The 19,950-nt window shown below is 60.6% G+C and carries 19 protein-coding genes; 6 read left to right on the forward strand and 13 right to left on the reverse strand.

The genetic code is table 11. The features are described 5' to 3' along the window. Nucleotides 1-32 precede the first annotated feature (32 nt). Nucleotides 33-248 carry a 30S ribosomal protein S21 gene (gene rpsU / locus LIX93_RS12800; RefSeq protein ID WP_002551877.1) on the reverse strand — a complete coding sequence of 72 codons (216 nt, stop codon included), beginning with the start codon at nucleotides 246-248 and terminating at the stop codon, nucleotides 33-35. A gap of 200 nt (nucleotides 249-448) precedes the next feature. Here rpsU and tsaD point away from each other — a divergent pair, with 200 nt between their 5' ends. Further along, entirely contained in the window at nucleotides 449-1,483 is a 1,035-nt protein-coding gene (gene tsaD / locus LIX93_RS12805) for a tRNA (adenosine(37)-N6)-threonylcarbamoyltransferase complex transferase subunit TsaD (RefSeq protein ID WP_226504396.1), read from the forward strand. A gap of 135 nt (nucleotides 1,484-1,618) precedes the next feature. Here the strand turns inward: tsaD and plsY are convergent, their stop codons facing one another. Further along, on the reverse strand, nucleotides 1,619-2,188 hold the full coding sequence (gene plsY, locus LIX93_RS12810; RefSeq protein ID WP_226504397.1) for a glycerol-3-phosphate 1-O-acyltransferase PlsY: 570 nt from the start codon (nucleotides 2,186-2,188) through the stop codon (nucleotides 1,619-1,621). A 74-nt stretch (nucleotides 2,189-2,262) separates the two neighbouring features. On the opposite strand from plsY, the gene folB reads away from it, so the two are divergent. Further along, a complete protein-coding gene (folB, locus tag LIX93_RS12815) occupies nucleotides 2,263-2,616 on the forward strand; it encodes a dihydroneopterin aldolase (RefSeq protein ID WP_226504398.1) in 354 nt (117 codons plus the stop codon). Further along, nucleotides 2,607-3,122, forward strand: a complete 516-nt coding sequence (folK, locus tag LIX93_RS12820; RefSeq protein WP_226504399.1) for a 2-amino-4-hydroxy-6-hydroxymethyldihydropteridine diphosphokinase — start codon at nucleotides 2,607-2,609, stop codon at nucleotides 3,120-3,122. Before folB ends, folK begins: the two co-directional genes overlap by 10 nt. Nucleotides 3,123-3,196: 74 nt before the next feature. Here the strand turns inward: folK and LIX93_RS12825 are convergent, their stop codons facing one another. The 11 genes from LIX93_RS12825 to LIX93_RS12875 form a co-directional block, all read right to left on the reverse strand. Then, nucleotides 3,197-4,345, reverse strand: coding sequence for a multifunctional CCA addition/repair protein (locus LIX93_RS12825; RefSeq protein ID WP_226504400.1), 1,149 nt, complete (start codon nucleotides 4,343-4,345; stop codon nucleotides 3,197-3,199). A 72-nt stretch (nucleotides 4,346-4,417) separates the two neighbouring features. After that, on the reverse strand, nucleotides 4,418-5,980 hold the full coding sequence (locus LIX93_RS12830; protein ID WP_226504401.1) for a SpoVR family protein: 1,563 nt from the start codon (nucleotides 5,978-5,980) through the stop codon (nucleotides 4,418-4,420). Beyond that, on the reverse strand, nucleotides 5,977-7,251 hold the full coding sequence (locus LIX93_RS12835) for a YeaH/YhbH family protein (protein WP_226504402.1): 1,275 nt from the start codon (nucleotides 7,249-7,251) through the stop codon (nucleotides 5,977-5,979). The genes LIX93_RS12830 and LIX93_RS12835 overlap by 4 nt, the downstream gene beginning before the upstream one ends. 132 nt (nucleotides 7,252-7,383) lie before the next feature. Continuing rightward, nucleotides 7,384-9,306, reverse strand: coding sequence for a PrkA family serine protein kinase (locus LIX93_RS12840; RefSeq protein WP_226504403.1), 1,923 nt, complete (start codon nucleotides 9,304-9,306; stop codon nucleotides 7,384-7,386). Between the two features lie 294 nt (nucleotides 9,307-9,600). Further along, nucleotides 9,601-9,918, reverse strand: a complete 318-nt coding sequence (glpE, locus tag LIX93_RS12845; protein WP_226504404.1) for a thiosulfate sulfurtransferase GlpE — start codon at nucleotides 9,916-9,918, stop codon at nucleotides 9,601-9,603. Nucleotides 9,919-9,944: 26 nt separating this feature from the next. Beyond that, nucleotides 9,945-10,820, reverse strand: a complete 876-nt coding sequence (locus LIX93_RS12850; RefSeq protein ID WP_226504405.1) for a symmetrical bis(5'-nucleosyl)-tetraphosphatase — start codon at nucleotides 10,818-10,820, stop codon at nucleotides 9,945-9,947. Next, nucleotides 10,820-11,200, reverse strand: coding sequence for a Co2+/Mg2+ efflux protein ApaG (apaG, locus tag LIX93_RS12855; protein WP_226504406.1), 381 nt, complete (start codon nucleotides 11,198-11,200; stop codon nucleotides 10,820-10,822). Before apaG ends, LIX93_RS12850 begins: the two co-directional genes overlap by 1 nt. A gap of 208 nt (nucleotides 11,201-11,408) precedes the next feature. Next, nucleotides 11,409-12,215 carry a 16S rRNA (adenine(1518)-N(6)/adenine(1519)-N(6))-dimethyltransferase RsmA gene (rsmA, locus tag LIX93_RS12860; RefSeq protein WP_226504407.1) on the reverse strand — a complete coding sequence of 269 codons (807 nt, stop codon included), beginning with the start codon at nucleotides 12,213-12,215 and terminating at the stop codon, nucleotides 11,409-11,411. Further along, nucleotides 12,212-13,201, reverse strand: a complete 990-nt coding sequence (gene pdxA, locus LIX93_RS12865; RefSeq protein WP_226504408.1) for a 4-hydroxythreonine-4-phosphate dehydrogenase PdxA — start codon at nucleotides 13,199-13,201, stop codon at nucleotides 12,212-12,214. Before pdxA ends, rsmA begins: the two co-directional genes overlap by 4 nt. Next, nucleotides 13,198-14,517 (reverse strand): peptidylprolyl isomerase SurA, encoded by a 1,320-nt coding sequence (gene surA, locus LIX93_RS12870; RefSeq protein ID WP_226504409.1) that lies wholly within the window; start codon nucleotides 14,515-14,517, stop codon nucleotides 13,198-13,200. Before surA ends, pdxA begins: the two co-directional genes overlap by 4 nt. Further along, nucleotides 14,498-17,257 (reverse strand): LPS-assembly protein LptD, encoded by a 2,760-nt coding sequence (locus LIX93_RS12875; RefSeq protein ID WP_226504410.1) that lies wholly within the window; start codon nucleotides 17,255-17,257, stop codon nucleotides 14,498-14,500. The genes surA and LIX93_RS12875 overlap by 20 nt, the downstream gene beginning before the upstream one ends. A 129-nt stretch (nucleotides 17,258-17,386) precedes the next feature. Between LIX93_RS12875 and LIX93_RS12880 the strand changes: the two genes are divergently transcribed. The 3 genes from LIX93_RS12880 to LIX93_RS12890 are packed head-to-tail and all read left to right on the forward strand — an operon-like array spanning nucleotide 17,387 to nucleotide 19,852. Beyond that, nucleotides 17,387-18,415 carry a phosphotransferase gene (locus tag LIX93_RS12880; RefSeq protein ID WP_226504411.1) on the forward strand — a complete coding sequence of 343 codons (1,029 nt, stop codon included), beginning with the start codon at nucleotides 17,387-17,389 and terminating at the stop codon, nucleotides 18,413-18,415. Beyond that, complete coding sequence (gene murU / locus LIX93_RS12885; protein ID WP_226504412.1) at nucleotides 18,412-19,083, forward strand: N-acetylmuramate alpha-1-phosphate uridylyltransferase MurU; 672 nt, start codon at nucleotides 18,412-18,414, stop codon at nucleotides 19,081-19,083. The genes LIX93_RS12880 and murU overlap by 4 nt, the downstream gene beginning before the upstream one ends. A 1-nt stretch (nucleotide 19,084) precedes the next feature. After that, nucleotides 19,085-19,852: a TerB family tellurite resistance protein gene (locus LIX93_RS12890; RefSeq protein ID WP_226504470.1), complete on the forward strand. Its 768-nt coding sequence runs from the start codon at nucleotides 19,085-19,087 to the stop codon at nucleotides 19,850-19,852. Nucleotides 19,853-19,950 lie beyond the last annotated feature (98 nt).

Here is a 19,950-nt window from a genome sequence, read left to right on the forward strand (position 1 = left end):
CGAGGCAGAAGCTTGCAGCGAACGTCTGTGTATTAGTACAGACGAACGGCGCGGCGCTGTTCGCGCTGAACTTTCTTGGCGTGGCGTTTGACAGCGGCTGCTGCCTTGCGCTTACGCTCGGAAGTTGGCTTCTCGTAAAATTCGCGGCTACGAACTTCAGCCAGTACACCGGCTTTTTCGCAGGAGCGCTTGAAACGACGCAGAGCTACGTCGAAGGGTTCGTTCTCTTTTACTTTGACGGCTGGCATCCAGAGCTACCTTCTTTCATTACCGGGGTCAACGTACTCCTGCGGAAAATCGCGCTCGGGATACGTCGGTTTTTAAGGGTTGCGGATGTTAACCCTATGACGACAGGAATGCAAAGCCTCTGATCGAAAACCGCTGGTCGGAGCGCTGAGCGGCGACTATCATGCGCGCCTTTGAAGCCAGCCTCAACAAGGCGAGACCCATGTTAGTACTGGGATTGGAAACCTCCTGCGACGAAACCGGCGTCGCGTTATACGACAGCGAGCTGGGCCTGCTGGGCGATGCGCTGTTCAGTCAGATCGACCTGCACCGCGCCTATGGCGGTGTGGTGCCCGAACTCGCCTCGCGCGATCACGTCAAGCGCATGCTGCCGTTGATCCGCGAAGTACTGGCCCAGGCCGAGCGCGCGCCGGCCGATATCGATGCCATCGCTTACACCGCCGGGCCCGGCCTCGTGGGGGCGCTGCTGGTGGGCGCTGCCTGCGCGCAGGCGTTGGCCTTCGCGTGGGACGTGCCGGCATTGGGCGTACACCACATGGAAGGACATTTGCTGGCGCCGATGCTTGAAAAGCAGCCGCCGCAATTTCCGTTCGTCGCTTTGTTGGTGTCTGGCGGCCATACGCAGCTGGTGCGGGTCGATGGTATCGGTCAGTACGAGCTGCTGGGCGAGACCCTCGACGATGCCGCCGGTGAAGCGTTCGACAAGACCGCCAAGATGATGGGTCTCAATTATCCGGGCGGCCCGGAGATCGCCAAGCTGGCGGAGCTGGGCACCGCAGGGCGCTTTACCTTCCCGCGGCCGATGACCGACCGTCCGGGGCTGGCATTCAGCTTCAGCGGCCTGAAAACGTCCGCTCTGAACACCTGGCAGCAGTGCCAGAGCGCTGGGGACGACGGTGAGCAAACCCGTTGCGACATCGCACTGGCCTTCCAGCAGGCGGTGGTGGAGACTCTGACCATCAAGTGCAAGCGCGCCCTCAAGCAGACTCACCTCAAGCGTCTGGTGATCGCTGGCGGCGTCAGTGCCAACCGCGCGCTGCGCCAGTCACTGGAAAAAATGCTCGGCGAGATCAACGGCAATGTTTTCTATGCGCGGCCGCAGTTCTGCACCGATAACGGCGCGATGATCGCTTATGCGGGTTGTCAGCGGTTGATGGCAGGGCAGCGCAATGATCTGGCGATCAACGTGCAGGCGCGTTGGCCGATGGAGCAGTTGACGGTGCCGACGGTCGTGTAAGGCTTGTGGGCCCCCGTGCCGCCAAACGCGCACCCTTGCTCCCACAGTGCGCAGTCGTATACCTGTGGGAGCAAGGCTTGCTTGCGAACAGGCCGGTATGGCTTGCCCAAGATGAGCCGATTTCATCCCGGCGAATCAGAAATGCCGTTCGCGTCCTGCCAGCAGGTCGCGTAGATTGCCGCGATGGCGCCACACGATCAACAGGGTCAGCACGCACATCGGCAGCAATGCCTGGGGGGCCTGCCAGGCCAGCAAGGGCAGGGTCAGTGGCGTGGCGATCAGGGAGGCGAGCGAACTGGTGCGGGTGAGGGCGAAAACCACCGCCCAGGCGACCACCGCCAGCAAGGCCGCAGGCACATACAGCCCCAGTAATACGCCGGCAGCGGTGGCGACACCCTTGCCGCCCTTGAAGCGGAAGTACAGCGGGAACAGATGGCCCAGCACCGCGCACAGCCCGATCCAGGCCTGTTGTTGCAGGTCCAGACCCACAGCCAGAGCGACCAGCACCGGCAGCAGGCCTTTGCAAAGGTCGCCGAGCAGGGTCAGGATGGCAAGCTTGCGCCCAGCCAGGCGCAGCATGTTGGTGGCGCCCGCGTTGCCTGAGCCGTTCATGCGCGGGTCCGGCAGGCCGGTGCCGCGGCTGATGAGGATAGCGAAGGACAGCGAGCCCAGCAGGTAGGCGAGTGACGCCAGTAACCAAAACATGCGAACTATTCCGGGCGAGGACGTCCTGATTCTAACGGCGCATCGCGCCCTTGTCGTGCAGTGGAGAAAAGTGCTTGGACAGAGTGTTTATCGAGGGGCTGGAAGTCGACACCGTGATCGGTGCCTACGACTGGGAGCGGGACATTCGCCAATGCCTGCGCCTGGACCTGCGCTTCGCCTGGGATAACCGTCCGGCCGCTGCCGGCGACGACCTGAGCCTGGCCCTGGACTACGCCAGTGTGTCCGCGCGTATTCAGGCATTCGCCGAAGTTGCACGCTTCGAATTGGTGGAAACCTTCGCCGAGCGTCTGGCCGAAGTGCTCATGAGCGAATTCCACATTCCCTGGCTGTCTCTCAAATTGACCAAGCCGGGCGCCGTCGCGGCGGCCAAGGGTGTGGGCGTGGAGATCGAGCGCGGATGCCTCTGACCCGAATCTACCTCGGCCTCGGTAGCAATATCGAGCGCGAGTCGCACCTGTGCGCCGGCCTCGATGCGCTGGCGCTGTTTGTCCAGGACATGCAGTGTTCGTCGGTGTTCGAAAGCGCGGCGGTGGGCATCAAGAGCGGTCCGTTCTTCAACCTGGTGGTGACCGGCCTGACCGACTTGCCACTGATGGAGCTGGATCGGCGCCTCAAGTTCATCGAGGCCGATAACGGCCGCTACGCACCGGATCGCAAGGGCCTGCCTTTGGATATCGACGTGTTGCTGTATGGCCAGCAGGCGGGCAATTTCGATGGTTTGATTCTGCCGCGCGCGGAAATCCTCAAGAATGCGTTTGTGCTGTGGCCACTCGCGCTGTTGGCGCCGGATGAGCAGCACCCTGGTGTGCAGCGCTCGTTCGCCGAGTTGTGGTGCGATGCGCAGATCGACCAGCAATTGGCCCCCGTACCGTTCACCTGGCGGGATCGGCAACTGACCGATCTGTCCCTGTAGCGAGGGCGCTTGCCCCCGAAAGAATATGCCGACTGCCGGGGTGTGGCTGATGGGGAGGCGGGGACAGCCCCCCGCTACAGGGAGGAGCCATTTGCGGTCTGGTAATCGGTCAAGGCGCGCAGCCGCTCGCGCTTGATCGCTTCCCCCAGCGCTTGGCCGTTATAGCCTTGAGCGACCAGGGGCTGCACCGCCACTGAGCGTGCGGCCTCGGCGGCACCTCGCAGGTACCCAGCTTGTGGATAGTTGGCCAAAGCGCACGCGCGAGCGTCCAGTTCGCAGACTTCCAGGAACTCTTCGAACCGCTGCGGCCGACGGTACACATCGAAGCGCTGCAGCAGCTCCAGCAAGGTTGCGGGTTCAATCTCCAGTGCCTCATGGCCCTGGCCGCGGTATTGCCCGACGAGCACCGCCAATTCCAGACAGTCTCGCGGCACCTTGAAGCGCTCGCTGACGGCCTTGATCTGCTTCACGGCCAGATACTGCAGCAAGCAGGCCCAGCGTACTGTCAACGGCTGGTGACGCCGCGCCGCGTGCTGCAAGACTTCAAGGGTGTGGCCGGCGTGGAGCGCTTGCGGGCCGCTGAACAGCGCATCCACCTCAGGCAACAGGCGCTCAAGGGCGCCACAATCACGCAGTACCTCAATGAACACTTGCGGCTGGTCTTCCATGAGCGCGCGGGAGATCTCTTTCCAGCTCCGCTCGGGCGTCAGTGCTGCCAGTTCACCGGAATCGCTGAGTTGACGCATCAACGCCAGGGTCTCGTCGGCGACCCTGAAGCCCAGGGATGCGTAACGCGCAGCAAAGCGTGCCACGCGCAGTACGCGCAGGGGATCTTCGGCGAACGCCGGGGAAACGTGACGCAAGATTCGATGTTCCAGATCCGCCTGGCCGCCGTAGGGATCGGTCAATTGCCCATGATCATCCTCGGCCATGGCGTTGATGGTCAGGTCGCGGCGGATCAGATCCTGCTCGAGCGTAACGTCCGGATTAGCATAGAAAGTAAAGCCGCCATAGCCCTGGCCGCTCTTGCGCTCGGTGCGAGCCAGCGCATATTCCTCACCCGTTTCGGGATGCAGGAACACCGGAAAATCGGCGCCTACCGGTCGATAGCCCAGGCCCAGCATCTGTTCGGCGCTGGCGCCCACGACCACATAATCGATATCAGTGACGTCTCGCCCGAGAAGGTGATCCCGGACCGCGCCACCCACTTTGTAGATCTGCATGAAAAAGCCTCCGTCTGCGCCCACAGGATACCTGCTGCAGGGCGCCGAGGGAGGCTGGTGTGCCTCGGTGGATCAGAGATGGACTACGGCGAGATCCAGACGCCCGTAGTCGCCTTCGGCATGTTCGTGCCGGGGCGGTACGTGATGGGTTTTCATGATCTGGTCGCCCTGCAGGGTCTCCAGCTTGATATCGAAGCCCCAAAGCCGATGCAGGTGCTTGAGGACTTCGTCAGTGGACTCTCCCAGCGGTTTGCGGTTGTGCTGCTGATGGCGCAGGGTCAGCGAGCGATCGCCACGGCGATCGATACTGTAGATCTGCACGTTGGGCTCACGATTGCCGAGGTTGTACTGTGCAGCCAGAGTTTCGCGAATGATCTGATAGCCGGCATCGTCATGGATGGCCGGAACCAGCAAATCGTCGCGCTGGTCGTCGTCCATGATGCTGAACAGCTTCAGGTCGCGGATCACCTTGGGTGAGAGATACTGGAGGATAAAGCTCTCGTCCTTGAAGCTGGTCATGGCGAACTTGATGGTCGATAGCCAGTCGCTGCCGGCGATCTCGGGGAACCACTTGCGGTCTTCATCGTCCGGGTTTTCACACATGCGGCGGATGTCGCGGTACATGGCGAAGCCCAGCGCATAAGGGTTGATGCCGCTGTAGTAAGGGCTGTCGAAGCTGGGCTGGAACACCACGCTGGTGTGGGAAGTCAGGAACTCCATCATGAAGCCGTCGGTGACCAGGCCTTCGTCGTACAGGTCGTTCATCAGCGTGTAGTGCCAGAACGTCGCCCAGCCCTCGTTCATCACCTGAGTCTGGCGCTGCGGGTAAAAGTACTGCGCGATCTTGCGCACGATCCGCACGATTTCCCGCTGCCAGGGCTCCAGCAACGGCGCGTGCTTCTCGATGAAGTAGAGAATGTTTTCCTGGGGCTCCGACGGGAAGCGCACGTTGTCCTCTTCGCGATTCTTGTCGGCACTTTTAGGAATGGTGCGCCACAGATCGTTGATCTGGCGCTGCAGGTGCTCCTCGCGGTCCTTTTGCCGCCGACGCTCTTCCTCGGCGGAAATCGGATAAGGGCGCTTGTAGCGATCGACGCCATAGTTCATCAATGCGTGGCAGGAATCGAGCAAGTCCTCCACCGCATCGATGCCGTGGCGCTCCTCGCATTGCATGATGTACTGCTTGGCAAACACGAGGTAATCGATGATCGAACTGGCGTCGGTCCAGGTGCGGAACAGGTAGTTGCCCTTGAAGAAGCTGTTATGCCCATAGCAAGCGTGAGCCACCACCAGCGCCTGCATGCAGATGGTGTTTTCTTCCATCAGGTAGGCGATGCACGGGTCCGAGTTGATCACGATCTCGTACGCCAACCCCATCTGCCCGCGGGTGTAGGACTTTTCGGTACTAAGGAAGTGTTTGCCGTAGGACCAGTGGTGGTAGCCCAGCGGCATGCCGACGGACGCATAGGCATCCATCATCTGCTCGGCGGTGATCACCTCGATCTGATTGGGATAGGTGTCCAGCGCATAGCGCTCGGCGATACGGCCGATTTCCCGGTCGTAAGCCTGGATCAGCTCGAACGTCCATTCCGAGCCGGTGGAGAGGGGTTGGCGTTTCTGCTCTCTAGCGGTCATGTCACTAACCTGCGCTGGAAGAGTTCACGAAAGACCGGATAGATATCACCGGCCGTCACCAGCTGTTGCTGGGCGAACGTATCGGCGAAGCTCTCGCTGATGCGTTCATATTCATACCATAGAGCTTGATGTTCGCGCGGAGTGATCTCGACATAGGTGTAGTACTGGACGAACGGCATGATCTGCTTGGTGAGGATTTCGCGGCAGATCGGCGAGTCGTCGTTCCAGTTGTCACCGTCCGAGGCCTGGGCCGCGTAGATGTTCCATTCGTTGGTGGGATAGCGGGCAGCCATGATCTCCTGCATCAGCTTGAGGGCGCTGGATACGATGGTGCCGCCGGTTTCCCGGGAATAGAAAAACTCCTCTTCGTCGACTTCGCGGGCGCTGGTGTGATGGCGAATGAATACCACCTCGATCTTGTCGTAGTTACGCTTCAGGAACAGGTACAACAGGATGAAAAAGCGCTTGGCAATGTCCTTGGTGGCTTGGGTCATGGAGCCAGAGACGTCCATCAGGCAGAACATCACCGCCTTGGAGCTGGGGTTGGGGTGCTTGACCAGCAGGTTGTACTTGAGGTCGAAGGTATCGAGGAACGGCACGCGGTGAATACGCGCGCTTAGTTTCTCGATTTCGATCTCGACTTCCTGAATATCGCCGAAGTTATCTGGCTCTTCGCGCTTGAGGCGCTCGAGCTCTGCTTTCGCTTCCCTCAGCTTGGCGCGGCTGCTGCCGGACAGCGCGATGCGCCGTGCATGGGCTGAGCGCAGGGTGCGGACGATGTTGATGCGTGATGGATTGCCTTCGTTGGCTACACCCGCACGTACGGTCTTGAAGGTATCGGTACCGGTCAGGTTGCGCTTGACGAGGTTGGGCAGTTCAAGGTCTTCGAACATGAACTCGAGAAATTCTTCCTGAGTGATCTGGAAGGTGAACTCGTCCATGCCCTCGCCGGAATTACCGGCCTTGCCGGCGCCTTTGCCACCGCCGCCGCCCCCTTGGGGCCGGGCAATATGCTCGCCTGCAGTGAATTCCTTGTTGCCGGGGTGGACCACGGTCTGCTTGCCGCCGCGCCCATGGTGTAGCACTGGCTCGTCAATATCGCGACCAGGAATGCTGATCTGTTCACCGTGCTCCATATCGGTAATGGAGCGCCGGCCCACGGCCTCTTCGACCGCTTTCTTGATGTGATCACGGTAGCGTCGCAGAAAGCGCTGACGGTTCACCGTGCTCTTGTTCTTGCCGTTCAGACGTCGGTCGATCACATAGCTCATAGGGGGCCCTCCGGGCAGCTGCAAGCGTTAAGCTCCAAGCTGCAAGTCGGAGCTGCAGGCTGCCGCATCCGGCGCAGACAATGCGCCGTTTGCCGTCAACTTGCCGCGTACTACTTGCAGCTTATAGCTGCCTCATTGAGACTTTCTGACCCGCAGATACCACTCGGACAGCAGTCGGACCTGTTTGTCGGTGTATCCGCGTTCGACCATGCGTGTGACGAAGTCGTTGTGCTTGAGCTGATCCTCCTTGCTGGCTTTGGCGTTGAAGCTGATGACCGGCAGCAGATCCTCGGTGTTCGAGAACATTTTCTTCTCGATCACCACCCGCAGCTTCTCGTAGCTGAGCCAGGTCGGATTCTTGCCGTTGTTGTTGGCACGGGCGCGCAGCACGAAATTGACGATTTCGTTACGGAAATCCTTCGGATTGCTGATCCCTGCGGGTTTCTCGATTTTTTCCAGTTCCTCGTTGAGCGCAACGCGGTTGAGGATTTCTCCGGTTTCAGGATCGCGGTATTCCTGGTCCTGAATCCAGAAGTCGGCGTAAAGCACGTAGCGATCGAAGATGTTCTGACCGTACTCGCTATAGGATTCGAGATAGGCGGTTTGAATTTCCTTGCCGATGAACTCGATATAGCGCGGTGCCAGGTATTCCTTGAGATAGCGCAGATAGCGCTCGCGCACCTCGGCCGGGAATTGTTCCTGTTCGATCTGTTGTTCCAGCACGTAGAGCAGGTGCACCGGGTTGGCCGCGATTTCGTGCGGGTCGAAGTTGAAGACTTTGGACAGAATCTTGAACGCGAAACGTGTGGACAGGCCATTCATCCCTTCGTCTACGCCCGCGCTGTCGCGGTATTCCTGGATCGACTTGGCCTTGGGATCGGTATCCTTGAGGTTTTCGCCGTCATACACCCGCATCTTCGAATAGATGTTGGAGTTTTCCGGCTCCTTGAGTCGCGACAGGGTGGTGAACTGGGCAAGCATTTTCAGCGTGTCTGGCGCGCAATGAGCCTTGGCCAGCGAGCTGTTGAACAAGAGCTTGTCGTAGATCTTGATTTCGTCACTGACCCGCAGGCAATAGGGGACCTTGACGATATAGATCCGGTCGATGAACGCTTCGTTGTTCTTGTTGTTGCGAAAGCTGTGCCATTCCGATTCGTTGGAGTGGGCCAGCAGGATCCCGGAATAGGGGATAGCCCCCAAGCCTTCGGTACTGTTGTAGTTGCCTTCCTGAGTGGCGGTCAGCAGCGGGTGCAAGACCTTGATGGGGGCCTTGAACATCTCGACGAATTCCATCAAGCCCTGGTTGGCCCGGCACAGCGCGCCTGAGTAGCTGTAAGCATCGGCGTCGTTCTGTGGGTATTCTTCCAGCTTGCGGATGTCGACCTTGCCCACCAGGGCCGAGATGTCCTGGTTGTTGTCATCGCCAGGTTCGGTCTTGGCAACGCCAATCTGGTTGAGAATCGATGGGTACAGTTTGACCACGCGGAACTGGCTGATATCGCCGCCAAATTCTTGCAGACGTTTGGTAGCCCACGGCGACATGATGGTGTTCAGGTAGCGTAACGGGATACCGAAGTCTTCCTCGAGGATGGCACCGTCTTCGGTGGCATTGAACAGCCCCAGGGGCGATTCGAACACCGGTGAGCCCTTGATCGCGTAGAACGGTTCTTTCTCGATCAACTGCTTGAGTTTTTCGGCCAGCGACGATTTACCGCCCCCTACCGGGCCCAGCAGGTACAAGATCTGTTTCTTTTCCTCCAGCCCTTGGGCTGCGTGGCGGAAGTAGGAAACAATCTGGTCGATGCATTCCTCCATCCCGTGGAAATCCTTGAACGCCGGATAGCGTCGGATCACCTTGTTGGAAAAAATGCGCGAGAGCCTGGAGTTGGTCGACGTGTCGGTCAACTCGGGCTCGCCGATAGCAGTCAGAATCCGCTCGGGCGCAGACGCATAGGCGCTGCGGTCAGATTTGCAGAGCTCGAGATACTCCTGTAATGAGAGCTCTTCCTGACGAGTGGATTCGAAACGTTGCTGGAAGTGGCTAAAAATACTCATGACGTCACCTCGCTCGATACGTGGAGCCGACGTCGGATCAGTCAGTTTGATGCTGGAAAACAGCCGACATTCGGCTGCCTTTACCCCCCAGAACACCTCTAAGTCGCTACCGATGACCCGCGCGCCGGTGTACCGGCTCTCCCCTGTTTTGGATGGCCTGCACCTAAGGATAGTTGGTTATGGCAGACTTCAAGGCGAGATGAGCAATTAGTTGCGCCTGGCCAACTGGCAGCCAGGTCGCAGCCCGCGTGCCACGGGCGATAGACGGTAATTAAATTTTTTTTGATGCGACCCTCAGACTGCAATCTGCTCAGGGTAGGTGGCACGCCACAATTCAAAGCCGCCATCCAGGCTGTAGACATCGGAAAAGCCCTGGCTGACCAGATAGGCCGCCGCGCTTTGGCTGGAGTTGCCGTGATAGCAGACCACCACGACTGGAGCATCCAGATCGGCGCCACGGATGAACTCGGCGATCGAGTGGTTATCCAGGTGCTGGGCTTCGGGGATGTGGCTGGCGGCGAAGGTTTGCGGGTCGCGCACGTCGACGATGACCGCGCCTTTTTCGCGTAAGGATTGAGCCTCGGCGGGCGGGATGCGTTTGAATTCGGTCATGGCAGGGGCTCCATTCAACAGGATGATTAGCGGGGTGCCGACTGCGCTTCGATCACCTGGGACGGGGCGCCCCGTTCCAGGCGGCCGTGCTCGTCGCAGCTGCATTCATGGCGAGTGCCATGGTCGATATTGTACAAGGTCATGGCGCCGCCCCAGACGCAGCCGGTATCCAGCGCGATGATATTCGGCTCGCTGACCTTGCCTTCAAGCGCCGCCCAGTGGCCGAAGATGATCTTCACCGCCTTGGTGCGCCGCTCCTTGTGCTTGAACCACGGGGCATATCCGGGCGGCGCTTTGTCGGCGCCTTCCTTGCCCTTGAGGTCAAGCTTGCCTTCGCGGGTGCAGAAGCGCATCCGCGTAAAGTAGTTGGTGATGACCCGCAGCCGCGTGACGCCGTGCAGGTCCTTGTCCCACTTGTTTGGTTCGTTGCCGTACATGCCATCCAGAAACGGCAGCAGCAGATTGTCATCCTTGAGCACGGCCTCTACCTCTGCGGCGTATTGCAGCGCCTTGCCCAGGGTCCATTGCGGCGGGATGCCAGCATGAACCATGGCAACGCCCCTTGGCTCGTCGTAATGCAGCAGCTTTTGCTGGCGCAACCAGCCGAGCAACTGTGGGGCATCGGGGGCTTCGAGGATTTCGCGCAGGGTGTCGCCTTTTTTCAGACGCTCGATGTTGTAACGCGCAGCCAGCAGGTGCAGGTCATGATTGCCCAGCACGCAGACAACCGCCTCGCGAATACCGTACAGGTAGCGCAAAGTCTCGAGTGACTCGGGGCCGCGGTTGACCAGATCGCCGACCAGCCACAGTTGATCATGGGCGGGGTCGAAGGCCACGCGGTCGAGCAGGCATTTGAGGGGTTCCAGGCAGCCCTGCAGGTCGCCGACCGCATAGGCCGTCATCAGTGCAGGGCCCCGGGCACGGCCAGGCGAAAGGGCGCAATAACGGCATCGAAGCGTTTGCCATCCTCGGCCTGCATTTGATAGGAGCCCTGCATGTTGCCGACTTTGGTGGTCATCACCGTGCCGCTGCTGTAGGTGTGGCTGGCGCCCGCTTCGATACGCGGTTGCTGGCCAACGACGCCCGCACCGCGGACTTCTTCGACGTGGCCGTCACCGTCGGTGATTACCCAGTGGCGGGACAGCAAGGTGGCAGGCACCTCGCCGTTGTTGCGTACGGTGACGGTGTAAGCAAACGCATAGCGCTGCTGTTCAGGTTGCGACTGTTCTGCCAGGAAGCGAGTTACTACGCTGACATCGATCTGGTAGCGGGAGTCGGGCATGCAATGGCGCCTTTGAACAAAAACGAGTAAACCAAAAGAGGCGGATTCGATCAGTCTAGGTCATCAGGGTGGGGTAGGGCCAGATGTAGCGGTGATGCAGCAGGCCTCTTCGCCGCCGAACGCGTAACCTTGCTCCTGCAGGTGCAGGGCTCACCACTGTGGAGCAAGGTTTGCCCGCGAAGGGGGCTTGATGGCTGGCGCAAAAGAATCAGGCAGGATCGCCTAATTCATGCAGCTTGTCGGCCAAGCGCACGAACTCTTCCAGGCTGAGCTGCTCCGGACGTCGGCTGCCATCCACGCCAGTGGCTTCGATGGCCTCATTGGGCATCAATGCCTTGAGCGTGTTACGCAGCGTCTTGCGCCGCTGATTGAAGGCTTCGCGCACCACGCGCTCGAGCAGGCGGTGATCCTTGGCCGGGTGGGGCAGGGTCTCGTAGGGCACCATGCGCACGATTGCCGAGTCGACCTTGGGCGGCGGATTGAAGGCGCCCGGGCCAACGTTGAACAGATGCTCGACCCGGCAGTGGTACTGCACCATGATCGACAGCCGCCCCCAATCACCACCGCCCGGCCCGGCTGCCATGCGTTCGACCACTTCCTTCTGCAGCATGAAGTGCATGTCTTTGATCAAATGTGCGTTGTGCAACAGATGAAAGATCAGCGGTGTGGAGATGTTGTACGGCAGGTTACCGACCACCCGCAGGGTGCCAGGAGCGGCGCCGAGGGTATTGAAGTCGAATTTCAGCGCGTCGCCCTGGTGCAGGCTGAAGTTTTCACGCGCAGCGAACTGCTGGGTGAGGATCTGCGCCAGGTCCTTGTCGATTTCGACCACATCCAACTGTGCGCCGCTGTCGAGGATGCCTTCGGTCAATGCGCCTTGGCCCGGACCAATTTCCAGGACGTGCTCGCCTGGGCGGGCATGCACGGAACGCAGAATGCGGTCGATCACGCCAGCGTCGTGCAGGAAGTTCTGGCCGAAACGCTTGCGCGCCCGGTGTTGGTATTGCTCGGTCATAGTTGGGTCTCGGCCATCTGGTAGGCGGTGGCCAGGGCAACCTGCAGGCTGCCGGTGTCGACGCGCCCGGTGCCGGCCAGATCAAGCGCGGTGCCGTGGTCGACGGAGGTGCGGATGATCGGCAAGCCCAAGGTCACATTGACGGCGGCGCCAAAGCCCTTGTACTTGAGTACGGGCAGGCCCTGGTCGTGGTACATCGCCAGCACCGCGTCGCAGTGCTCCAGATATTTGGGGGTAAATAAAGTGTCGGCAGGCAAGGGGCCGCGCAGGTCCATGCCTTCGCTACGCAGTTGTTCAAGCGCAGGCTCGATGATGTCGATTTCTTCTCGGCCCAGGTGTCCGCTTTCGCCAGCGTGGGGGTTGAGCCCGCAGACCAGGATACGCGGCGCCGGGATGCCGAACTTGTGCTTCAGATCGGCGTGCAGGATGCGCGTGACGCGCTGCAGCCGCTCGGTGGTTATCGCGTCGGCGACTTCACGCAGTGGCAGGTGCGTGGTCACCAGTGCAACCCGCAGGTCGCCGGTGGCCAGCATCATCACCACTTGCTCGGTGTGGGTCAGCTCGGCGAGGAATTCAGTGTGGCCAGAGAACGCAATGCCGCCGTCATTGATCACCCCTTTGTGCACCGGCGCGGTAATCATCCCGGCAAACAGGCCGTCCATGCAGCCGCGACCGGCACGGGTCAGGGTTTCGAGGACGAAGCCGGCATTGGCCTTGTCGAGCTCTCCGGTGTGTACCGGGGCCGCCAGTGGCGTGTCCCAGACGTACAGACTGCCCGCGTCGGCGGGCTGCTCGGGGAGCGCGTCGGGGCTGACCCGCAGCAGGTTGACGGCCACACCCAGTTGCACGGCCCGCTCGCGGAGCAGGTCGTGGCTGGTAATGGCGATCAGGGGGTGGGGCTGGCGTTGCGCGGCGAGCAACAGGCACAGGTCTGGACCTATGCCCGCCGGCTCGCCGGGTGTCACCGCAAAACGTGCGGGTTTCACTGGGCAGCCTTTTCGGCGCCAGGGATCTTGATCTCGACGTAGGCTTCGTCGCGGATCTGCCGCAGCCAGGTTTGCAGCTCTTCATCATACTTGCGGTTGCGCAGGGCACTGAGGGCCTGCTGTTCGCGAGCCTGTTCGGTACTGTCGGTAGCACGGCGACCCAGCACTTCAAGGATGTGCCAGCCGTACTGGCTCTTGAATGGCTTGGACACGACGCCTTGAGCAGTCTCGTTCATCACGTCACGGAAAGCCGGAACCAGCGACGCTGGGTCGACCCAGCCGAGGTCGCCGCCGTTGAGCGCGGAGCCCGGGTCTTCCGAGAAGTTCTTCGCCAGTGCGGCGAAGTCTTCGCCGTTCTTGATGCGATCGGCGACGGTATTTATCAGGCGCTGGGTTTCCGCTTCGCTGCGGATCTCGCTCGGCTTGATCAGGATATGCCGCACGTGGACTTCATCACGCATCTGCGCCTGTTCGCCGCCACGGACTTCCAGGACCTTGAGAATGATGAAGCCGCCCGGCGTCCGCACTGGTTGAGTGATATCACCCACGGCCGTCTTCGACAGCATCGTGTCGAAAGGGGGTGGCAACTGAGCCGACTTGCGCCAGCCCATGTCGCCGCCTTCCAGTGCGTTGTCGCTGGACGACTTGGCAATGGCGGTCTGGGCGAAATCGGCGCCGCTTTTCAGTTGCTGATAGACGGCCGTGGCCTGGCTGGCAGCTTTCTGGATGGCATCGGAGTCGGCGCTTTCAGGCGTCGGAATCAGGATGTTGGCCAGGTGGAATTCCTGGGACAACTGCATCTTGCCCAGGTCGGAAGCGAGGAAGTTTTTCACTTCCTGCTCGGAGACCTGGATGCGTTCGGCCACACGGCGTTGACGCACACGGCTGATGATCATTTCGCGACGGACCTGGTCACGGGCGTCTTCGAACGAGACACCGTCGTGAGCCAGGGCACCCTTGAACTGCGTCAGGTTCATGTTATTGCGCTGGGCAATAGTTTCCATGGCCTGGTTGAGTTCTTCATCGGTGATGCGGATGCCGGAACGATCGCCAATCTGCAGTTGCAGGTTTTCGACGATCAGGCGTTCGAGCACTTGCTGTTGCAGTACATCAGGGGGCGGCATGCCGCCCCCACGTTTGGCGATGGTCTGCTCTACATCATGCACCCGCGCATCGAGCTGGCTTTTCATGATGACGTCGTTGTCGACGATCGCGGCCACGCTGTCCAGCGATCGGAAATCGGCGTGCGCCACGCCACTCAGTAACACCGCGCCCAACATCATGGGGCGCAGTCGATCAATTAGCTTGGTCTTCACGTTCACGATAACCTTGAATGCCTTTGTCGAGGAAACTTTCGACTTTGGTGCCTGTTACGCCACCGAGCCCTTTGAGCACGAATTGCAGGAACAGGCCATGATCGCCTTTCTCGTTTTGAGGCGCGTCCTGGCTGTACTCGTCGTAGTCGACCCAGTACCGGCTGATGAAGCGCAACTTCCAGCAGCAATTGTCGTATTCGAAGCCACCGAAGGCGTCGAGCGTACGGTTGCGGTTGTAGTCGTACTGCCAGCGGCTGATAAGGCTCCACTGCGGAACAAGCGGCCAGATGACCGAGAAGTCATGCTGCTTGATCTTGTAGTAGTCCTTCACATAGCCAGGGGTGCCAGGGGTGCCGTAGTCGCCACCGCCCACTTTCCAGGTACCCGTCGCGTTGTCGTAACGCACCAGGTCGTTGCGATAGCGATAACCGAAGTTGACCACCTTGTTGGGGTTGTCTTCAGGCTGGTAGTGGAACATCGCGCTGCCGGAGCGCGGGCTGTGGCTGTCCGGATCCCAGTTGTACTCGGAGTTGAAGCGCCAGTCGCGGTTGAAGCGCAAGACGTACTGCAGCGCGTACGGGGAGACCTTGGCAGTGGCGTCGTCGCGGGTACGGTAGTCGATGCCAGGCAGTTGCGCCTTGCGATCTTCCATGTAGTACGCCTGGCCGACGCTGATGCGTTGGCGTTCGAAGCCGTTGTCTTCGATCCAGCGGCTGGTGAGGCCGAGGGAGATCTTGTTCTCGTCGCCGATACGGTCCGAACCACTGAAGCGGTTGTCGCGGAACAGCGAATCGTAGTTGAAGGTGTACTCGGAGGTGTCGAAAACCGGGATGTCATCCTGGTTCTTGTACGGCACATAGAGGTAGTAAAGGCGCGGCTCGAGTGTCTGGCGATAGTTGGTACCGAACAGACTGGTATTGCGGTCGAAGTACAGGCCGCTGTCGATGCTGCTGATCGGGACGCCGCGGCTTGGGGACTTGTCGTAGCTACCATCGGTGAGCTGCGATTTGCCCGTACCGTCAAGGTCGAGATCGTACTGGGTGTAGGCGTACTTGAGCGTCGGCTTGATGAAACCATAGCTGTTGGACAGCGGCAAGCTGATGGCTGGCACGAAGTTCAACCGGTTGCCGTTGGCGCGGGCCAGACCCCGGACGTTGGTGTCAAGGCGCGGAACTGGGTCACCACCGTCTTCGTTAGTGTAATTGCCGTTCTGCAGATCACGCTCAAAGCGCACTGCTTCGGTCGCATAGCTGAAATCCAGCCCGCCTGGATGGAATGGCAACGCACCGTTGAAGTAGATCTGTGGCAGACGGTTGTACGGGGTGATGTCCGATACCGTTGCCAACTTGTACGCCTGCACGTTCAGGCCGGCCTGATAGGTATCACCGCGCCAGGTCAGGCTGCCCTGCTGGTTGATGTAGTCACGTTTCTCAACGCCGATCTGATCGCTTTCGAGATCCTGAAAGTAGTACGGATCGCTAATATCGGTGAAGTCAACTTGGGTGGTCAGGCGCGAGCCCAGGCCACCTTTGTGCTGCCAGTTGATCATCCAGCGATCTTTTTCGTAGTCGGTCTGCTTCGAGCGCTCATCATCGCTGTCATTCAGGAACGCACCACCAAACTGACCTTCACTGGTGTTGGTCAAATAGCGGAATTCGCCTTCCATCATGGTGCCGCGTTCGGCCATGAAGCGCGGGTACAACGTGGCGTCATAGTTAGGCGCCAGGTTGAAGTAGTACGGCGTGACCAGCATGAAGCCGGTTTTGCTGCTGCTCGAGAAGCTCGGCGGCAGGAAGCCCGATTGACGACGGCTGTCGATCGGGAAATAGATGTACGGCGTGTAAAGGATCGGAATGTCCTTGACCCGCAGCGTCACGTTGGTCGCGGTACCGAAGCCGGTCGCCGGGTTCAAGGTGATGTTGTTGCCCTTGAGCTGCCAGGCGTTGCTGTTCGGTTCACACGTGGTGTACGTACCATCCTTGAGGCGGATGATGGCGTTCTCGGCCCGCTTGGCGTAGAGCGCACTGCCGCGAATGCGCGACTTGTGCAGCACGTACTCGGCGTTGTCGACCTGGGCGGCACCGGTATCGAGTTGGACTTCGGCATGGTCGCCGACGATCAGCGCGCCGTTGTCGCGCAGCTTGACGTTACCGGTCAGCTCGCCACGGCTTTCGGCTTGATGCAGGCTCGCCTCATCGGCTTCGAGCTGCATGCTGCCCTGACGCATGACCACATCACCGGCGAGCGTCGCGACCTGAGTCTGCTGCTCGTAGCGCGAAGCTTTGGCACCCAGGAAAGTGGGCGCGTCCTTCTTCGAGGTCTTGTCGTTCATGCCGGGGCGGACGGGTTCGATGTAGGCACCGGAGCAATAAGAGCCTGCCTCCGCCAACTGCGCAGGGGTGAGCTTGTCCCGCGTGACCCAGTCGAGGTGACTGTAGTCAGTGCTGCGGGATTCAAGTCCTCGGCCTTTGCTGTCGATAACCTTGGTCGGACCCTCTGCCTTGCCGTCGGCGCCAGACGCACTGCGGCCATCCGCTACCGCGCCGTCCTGAACGGGACGTGGTGGCAGATTGGCTGCACTCGTCTGGGGCTTGCAGTCCCAGGTGCCGGCAGCAGAAACTGAACAGTCGAACTGTTCCGCTGCTATTGCATGCGGGAGGATCAGGGGTTGCATCGCCAGCAGACTGCCGGTTACGAGCAACGGAAACTTTCTACGAAACGCGGGGGATTTCAATGCCATCTTATTAGTCCGGGCTTCCTGCGTGCCATCTGCCCGCGGTGGGGCCGCACGCCTCTCGATGGTCTGAAAAAGATGCTGGATAATAAAGCATGACCCGCTTGACGGCTAGCGCCGTCGGAGACCCTTGTAATGCCTGAGCAAGATGTACGCCTGCAACACCTCGAAGTCTGGCTTGCGGAGCAGCTGACACACCTCTTCAACGACCAGGGCTGGGGCGCTGTACCCCCGGTTTCATTGGTTGCAGCCAGTAGTGATGCGAGCTTCCGGCGGTATTTCCGCTGGGCCGCCGACGGCAGAAGTTTCATCATCATGGACGCTCCTCCCCCCCAGGAAAACTGCGAACCGTTCGTAAAAATCGCTGGGTTGTTGAAAAAAAGCGGGATAAATGTCCCGCAAATTCATGCTCAAGACCTCGAGCACGGCTTTCTTTTGCTCAGCGACCTGGGCAAACAGACCTATCTGGACGTCATCGATGCCGAAAATGCCACGGCAAAGTTCGCCGATGCCATCGATGCACTGATCGCCCTGCAGCAGTTGCCCATGGACACGCCGCTGCCCAGCTATGACGTGCCACTGTTGCGCCGCGAGCTGGAGTTGTTCCCCGAATGGTATGTGCGCCGGCATCTGGGCGTGGAGTTCGATGCGCAACAGCTGCAACGCTGGCAGCGGGTCAGCGAGTTGTTGATCGACAGCGCACTGGCGCAGCCCAAGGTGCTGGTCCACCGTGACTATATGCCGCGCAACCTGATGGACAGCGAACCGAACCCCGGCGTGCTGGATTTTCAGGATGCCGTCTACGGGCCGGTAACCTATGACGTGACGTGCCTGTTCAAGGACGCCTTCTTGAGCTGGCCCGAAGAACGTGTGCAGGGTTGGTTGCACGACTATTGGCGGCAGGCCGCCGCCAAGGGTATCCCGGTGCAGGCCGATTTCGCCGAGTTTCAGCGGGCCAGCGATTTGATGGGAGTGCAGCGTCACCTCAAGGTCATCGGTATCTTCGCGCGCATCTGCCACCGTGATGGCAAGCCGCGTTACCTGGCCGACGTGCCGCGCTTCTTCGCTTATATAGAGACAGTGCTGGCACGCCGACCTGAACTGGCCGATCTGGCCGATCTGCTGCGCTCGCTGCCCGCTGCGGCCAAGGGCGCCCAATCATGAAGGCGATGATTCTGGCCGCGGGCAAGGGCGAGCGTATGCGCCCGCTCACATTGCACACCCCCAAGCCGCTAGTGCGCGCCGGCGGCGTGCCCTTGATCGAATACCATATCAGGGCGCTGGCCAAGGCCGGCTTCAAGCAGGTCGTCATCAACCACGCATGGCTGGGGCAGCAGATCGAAGACCATCTGGGCGATGGTCAGCGCTTCGGCGTGCAACTCAGCTATTCGCCAGAAGGCGAACCGCTGGAAACCGGCGGCGGTATCTTGCGCGCATTGCCGCTGCTGGGCGACGAGCCGTTCGTGATCGTCAATGCCGATCTGTGGACCGATTATGACTTCGCTCGCCTGCACCGCCCAATAGAGGGGCTGGCCCATCTGGTGCTGGTGAATAACCCGGTGCAACATCCGCTGGGAGATTTTGTCTTGAATAAAGGCAAGGTCCGTGACGGCCTGCCAGGGGAGGCGCAATTGACGTACAGCGGTATTTCCATTCTGCACCCAGCGTTGTTCGCCAACTGCCAGCCAGGGGCGTTCAAGCTGGCGCCGCTGTTTCGTCAGGCCATGAGCCAGGCGCAGGTCAGTGGCGAGCACTTCACCGGCCAGTGGATCGACGTCGGCACCCATGAGCGACTCGCCGATGTCGAACGCTTGCTGGCCGAGCGCCAATAACGTGCTGTGGCCGACGACCTTGATAGGCGCGGGTGCGGGGTATGCCATCGCCAGTATTCCCGGTGCCATGCTTGGCGCTTTGCTGGGCCAGGCGCTGGATCGGCGCCTGCAACTGCACAGCTGGGCCAACGTTCGCGAATTGTTGGGCGGTCGCCCGGCATTGCGCGACGACGAATTGCTGTTCGTGTTGCTCGGGCGGGTGGCTAAAAGCGACGGGGTGGTCACCGATAGCCATATTCGTCAGGCGCGGCACGAGATGGCGCAATTGCATCTCGGGCCGGGCGCGCAGCAGGCCGCGATCGCCTCGTTCGGCCGCGGCAAGACCGGGCGCGACAATGTGCGCGGGCATCTGCGCCGTCTTGGGCGCCAGGCGCACACGGGTGAGGGGATCCTGCGAGCCTGCTGGCGCATGGCCTGGGCGGATGGTGGGGTAGGGGCGACCGAGCGCGAGTTGATCCTGCAGTGGAGCGGGTGGCTGGGCTGGACTCGCCAGCAAAGCCTGGCGCTGGGCGCCGACTACGAGCCGCGACGCAACAAGCCGCCGGTCAACAGTGGTGGGGAATATCAGGATGCCTTGCGCTTGTTAGGGGTAAACAGCGCCACCGAGCCGGACCAGATCAAACGCGCCTACCGCCGACTGCTCAGCAAGCACCATCCGGACAAGCTCGAAGGCAGCGGTGCCAATGAGGCGCAGGTCCGGGCGGCGACCGAGCGCACGCGCGATCTGCACAATGCCTACACGTTGATCAGGCAGCGGCGCGATTTTTGATATTGCGTCAGCAGGGCGGGCCTCTTCGCGGGCAAGCCTTGCTCCCACAGAGTTCGCCGATCCCGAGTAGTACACCTGTGGGAGCGAGGCTTGCCCGC

The sequence above is a fragment of the Pseudomonas sp. MWU16-30317 genome (assembly GCF_020515695.1).
Lineage (GTDB): Bacteria > Pseudomonadota > Gammaproteobacteria > Pseudomonadales > Pseudomonadaceae > Aquipseudomonas.

Bases quoted from the DNA above. Each gene is read 5' to 3' on its own strand.
- LIX93_RS12850 (WP_226504405.1), bottom strand. From the start codon at position 10,820: ATGACGGCCTATGCGGTCGGCGACCTGCAGGGCTGCCTGGAACCCCTC.
- LIX93_RS12875 (WP_226504410.1), bottom strand. From the start codon at position 17,257: ATGGCATTGAAATCCCCCGCGTTTCGTAGAAAGTTTCCGTTGCTCGTA.
- LIX93_RS12825 (WP_226504400.1), bottom strand. From the start codon at position 4,345: ATGCAGATCTACAAAGTGGGTGGCGCGGTCCGGGATCACCTTCTCGGG.
- LIX93_RS12880 (WP_226504411.1), top strand. From the start codon at position 17,387: ATGCCTGAGCAAGATGTACGCCTGCAACACCTCGAAGTCTGGCTTGCG.
- tsaD (WP_226504396.1), top strand. From the start codon at position 449: ATGTTAGTACTGGGATTGGAAACCTCCTGCGACGAAACCGGCGTCGCG.
- rsmA (WP_226504407.1), bottom strand. From the start codon at position 12,215: ATGACCGAGCAATACCAACACCGGGCGCGCAAGCGTTTCGGCCAGAAC.
- plsY (WP_226504397.1), bottom strand. From the start codon at position 2,188: ATGTTTTGGTTACTGGCGTCACTCGCCTACCTGCTGGGCTCGCTGTCC.
- glpE (WP_226504404.1), bottom strand. From the start codon at position 9,918: ATGACCGAATTCAAACGCATCCCGCCCGCCGAGGCTCAATCCTTACGC.
- LIX93_RS12835 (WP_226504402.1), bottom strand. From the start codon at position 7,251: ATGAGCTATGTGATCGACCGACGTCTGAACGGCAAGAACAAGAGCACG.
- apaG (WP_226504406.1), bottom strand. From the start codon at position 11,200: ATGCCCGACTCCCGCTACCAGATCGATGTCAGCGTAGTAACTCGCTTC.
- LIX93_RS12840 (WP_226504403.1), bottom strand. From the start codon at position 9,306: ATGAGTATTTTTAGCCACTTCCAGCAACGTTTCGAATCCACTCGTCAG.
- LIX93_RS12830 (WP_226504401.1), bottom strand. From the start codon at position 5,980: ATGACCGCTAGAGAGCAGAAACGCCAACCCCTCTCCACCGGCTCGGAA.
- murU (WP_226504412.1), top strand. From the start codon at position 18,412: ATGAAGGCGATGATTCTGGCCGCGGGCAAGGGCGAGCGTATGCGCCCG.
- rpsU (WP_002551877.1), bottom strand. From the start codon at position 248: ATGCCAGCCGTCAAAGTAAAAGAGAACGAACCCTTCGACGTAGCTCTG.
- folK (WP_226504399.1), top strand. From the start codon at position 2,607: ATGCCTCTGACCCGAATCTACCTCGGCCTCGGTAGCAATATCGAGCGC.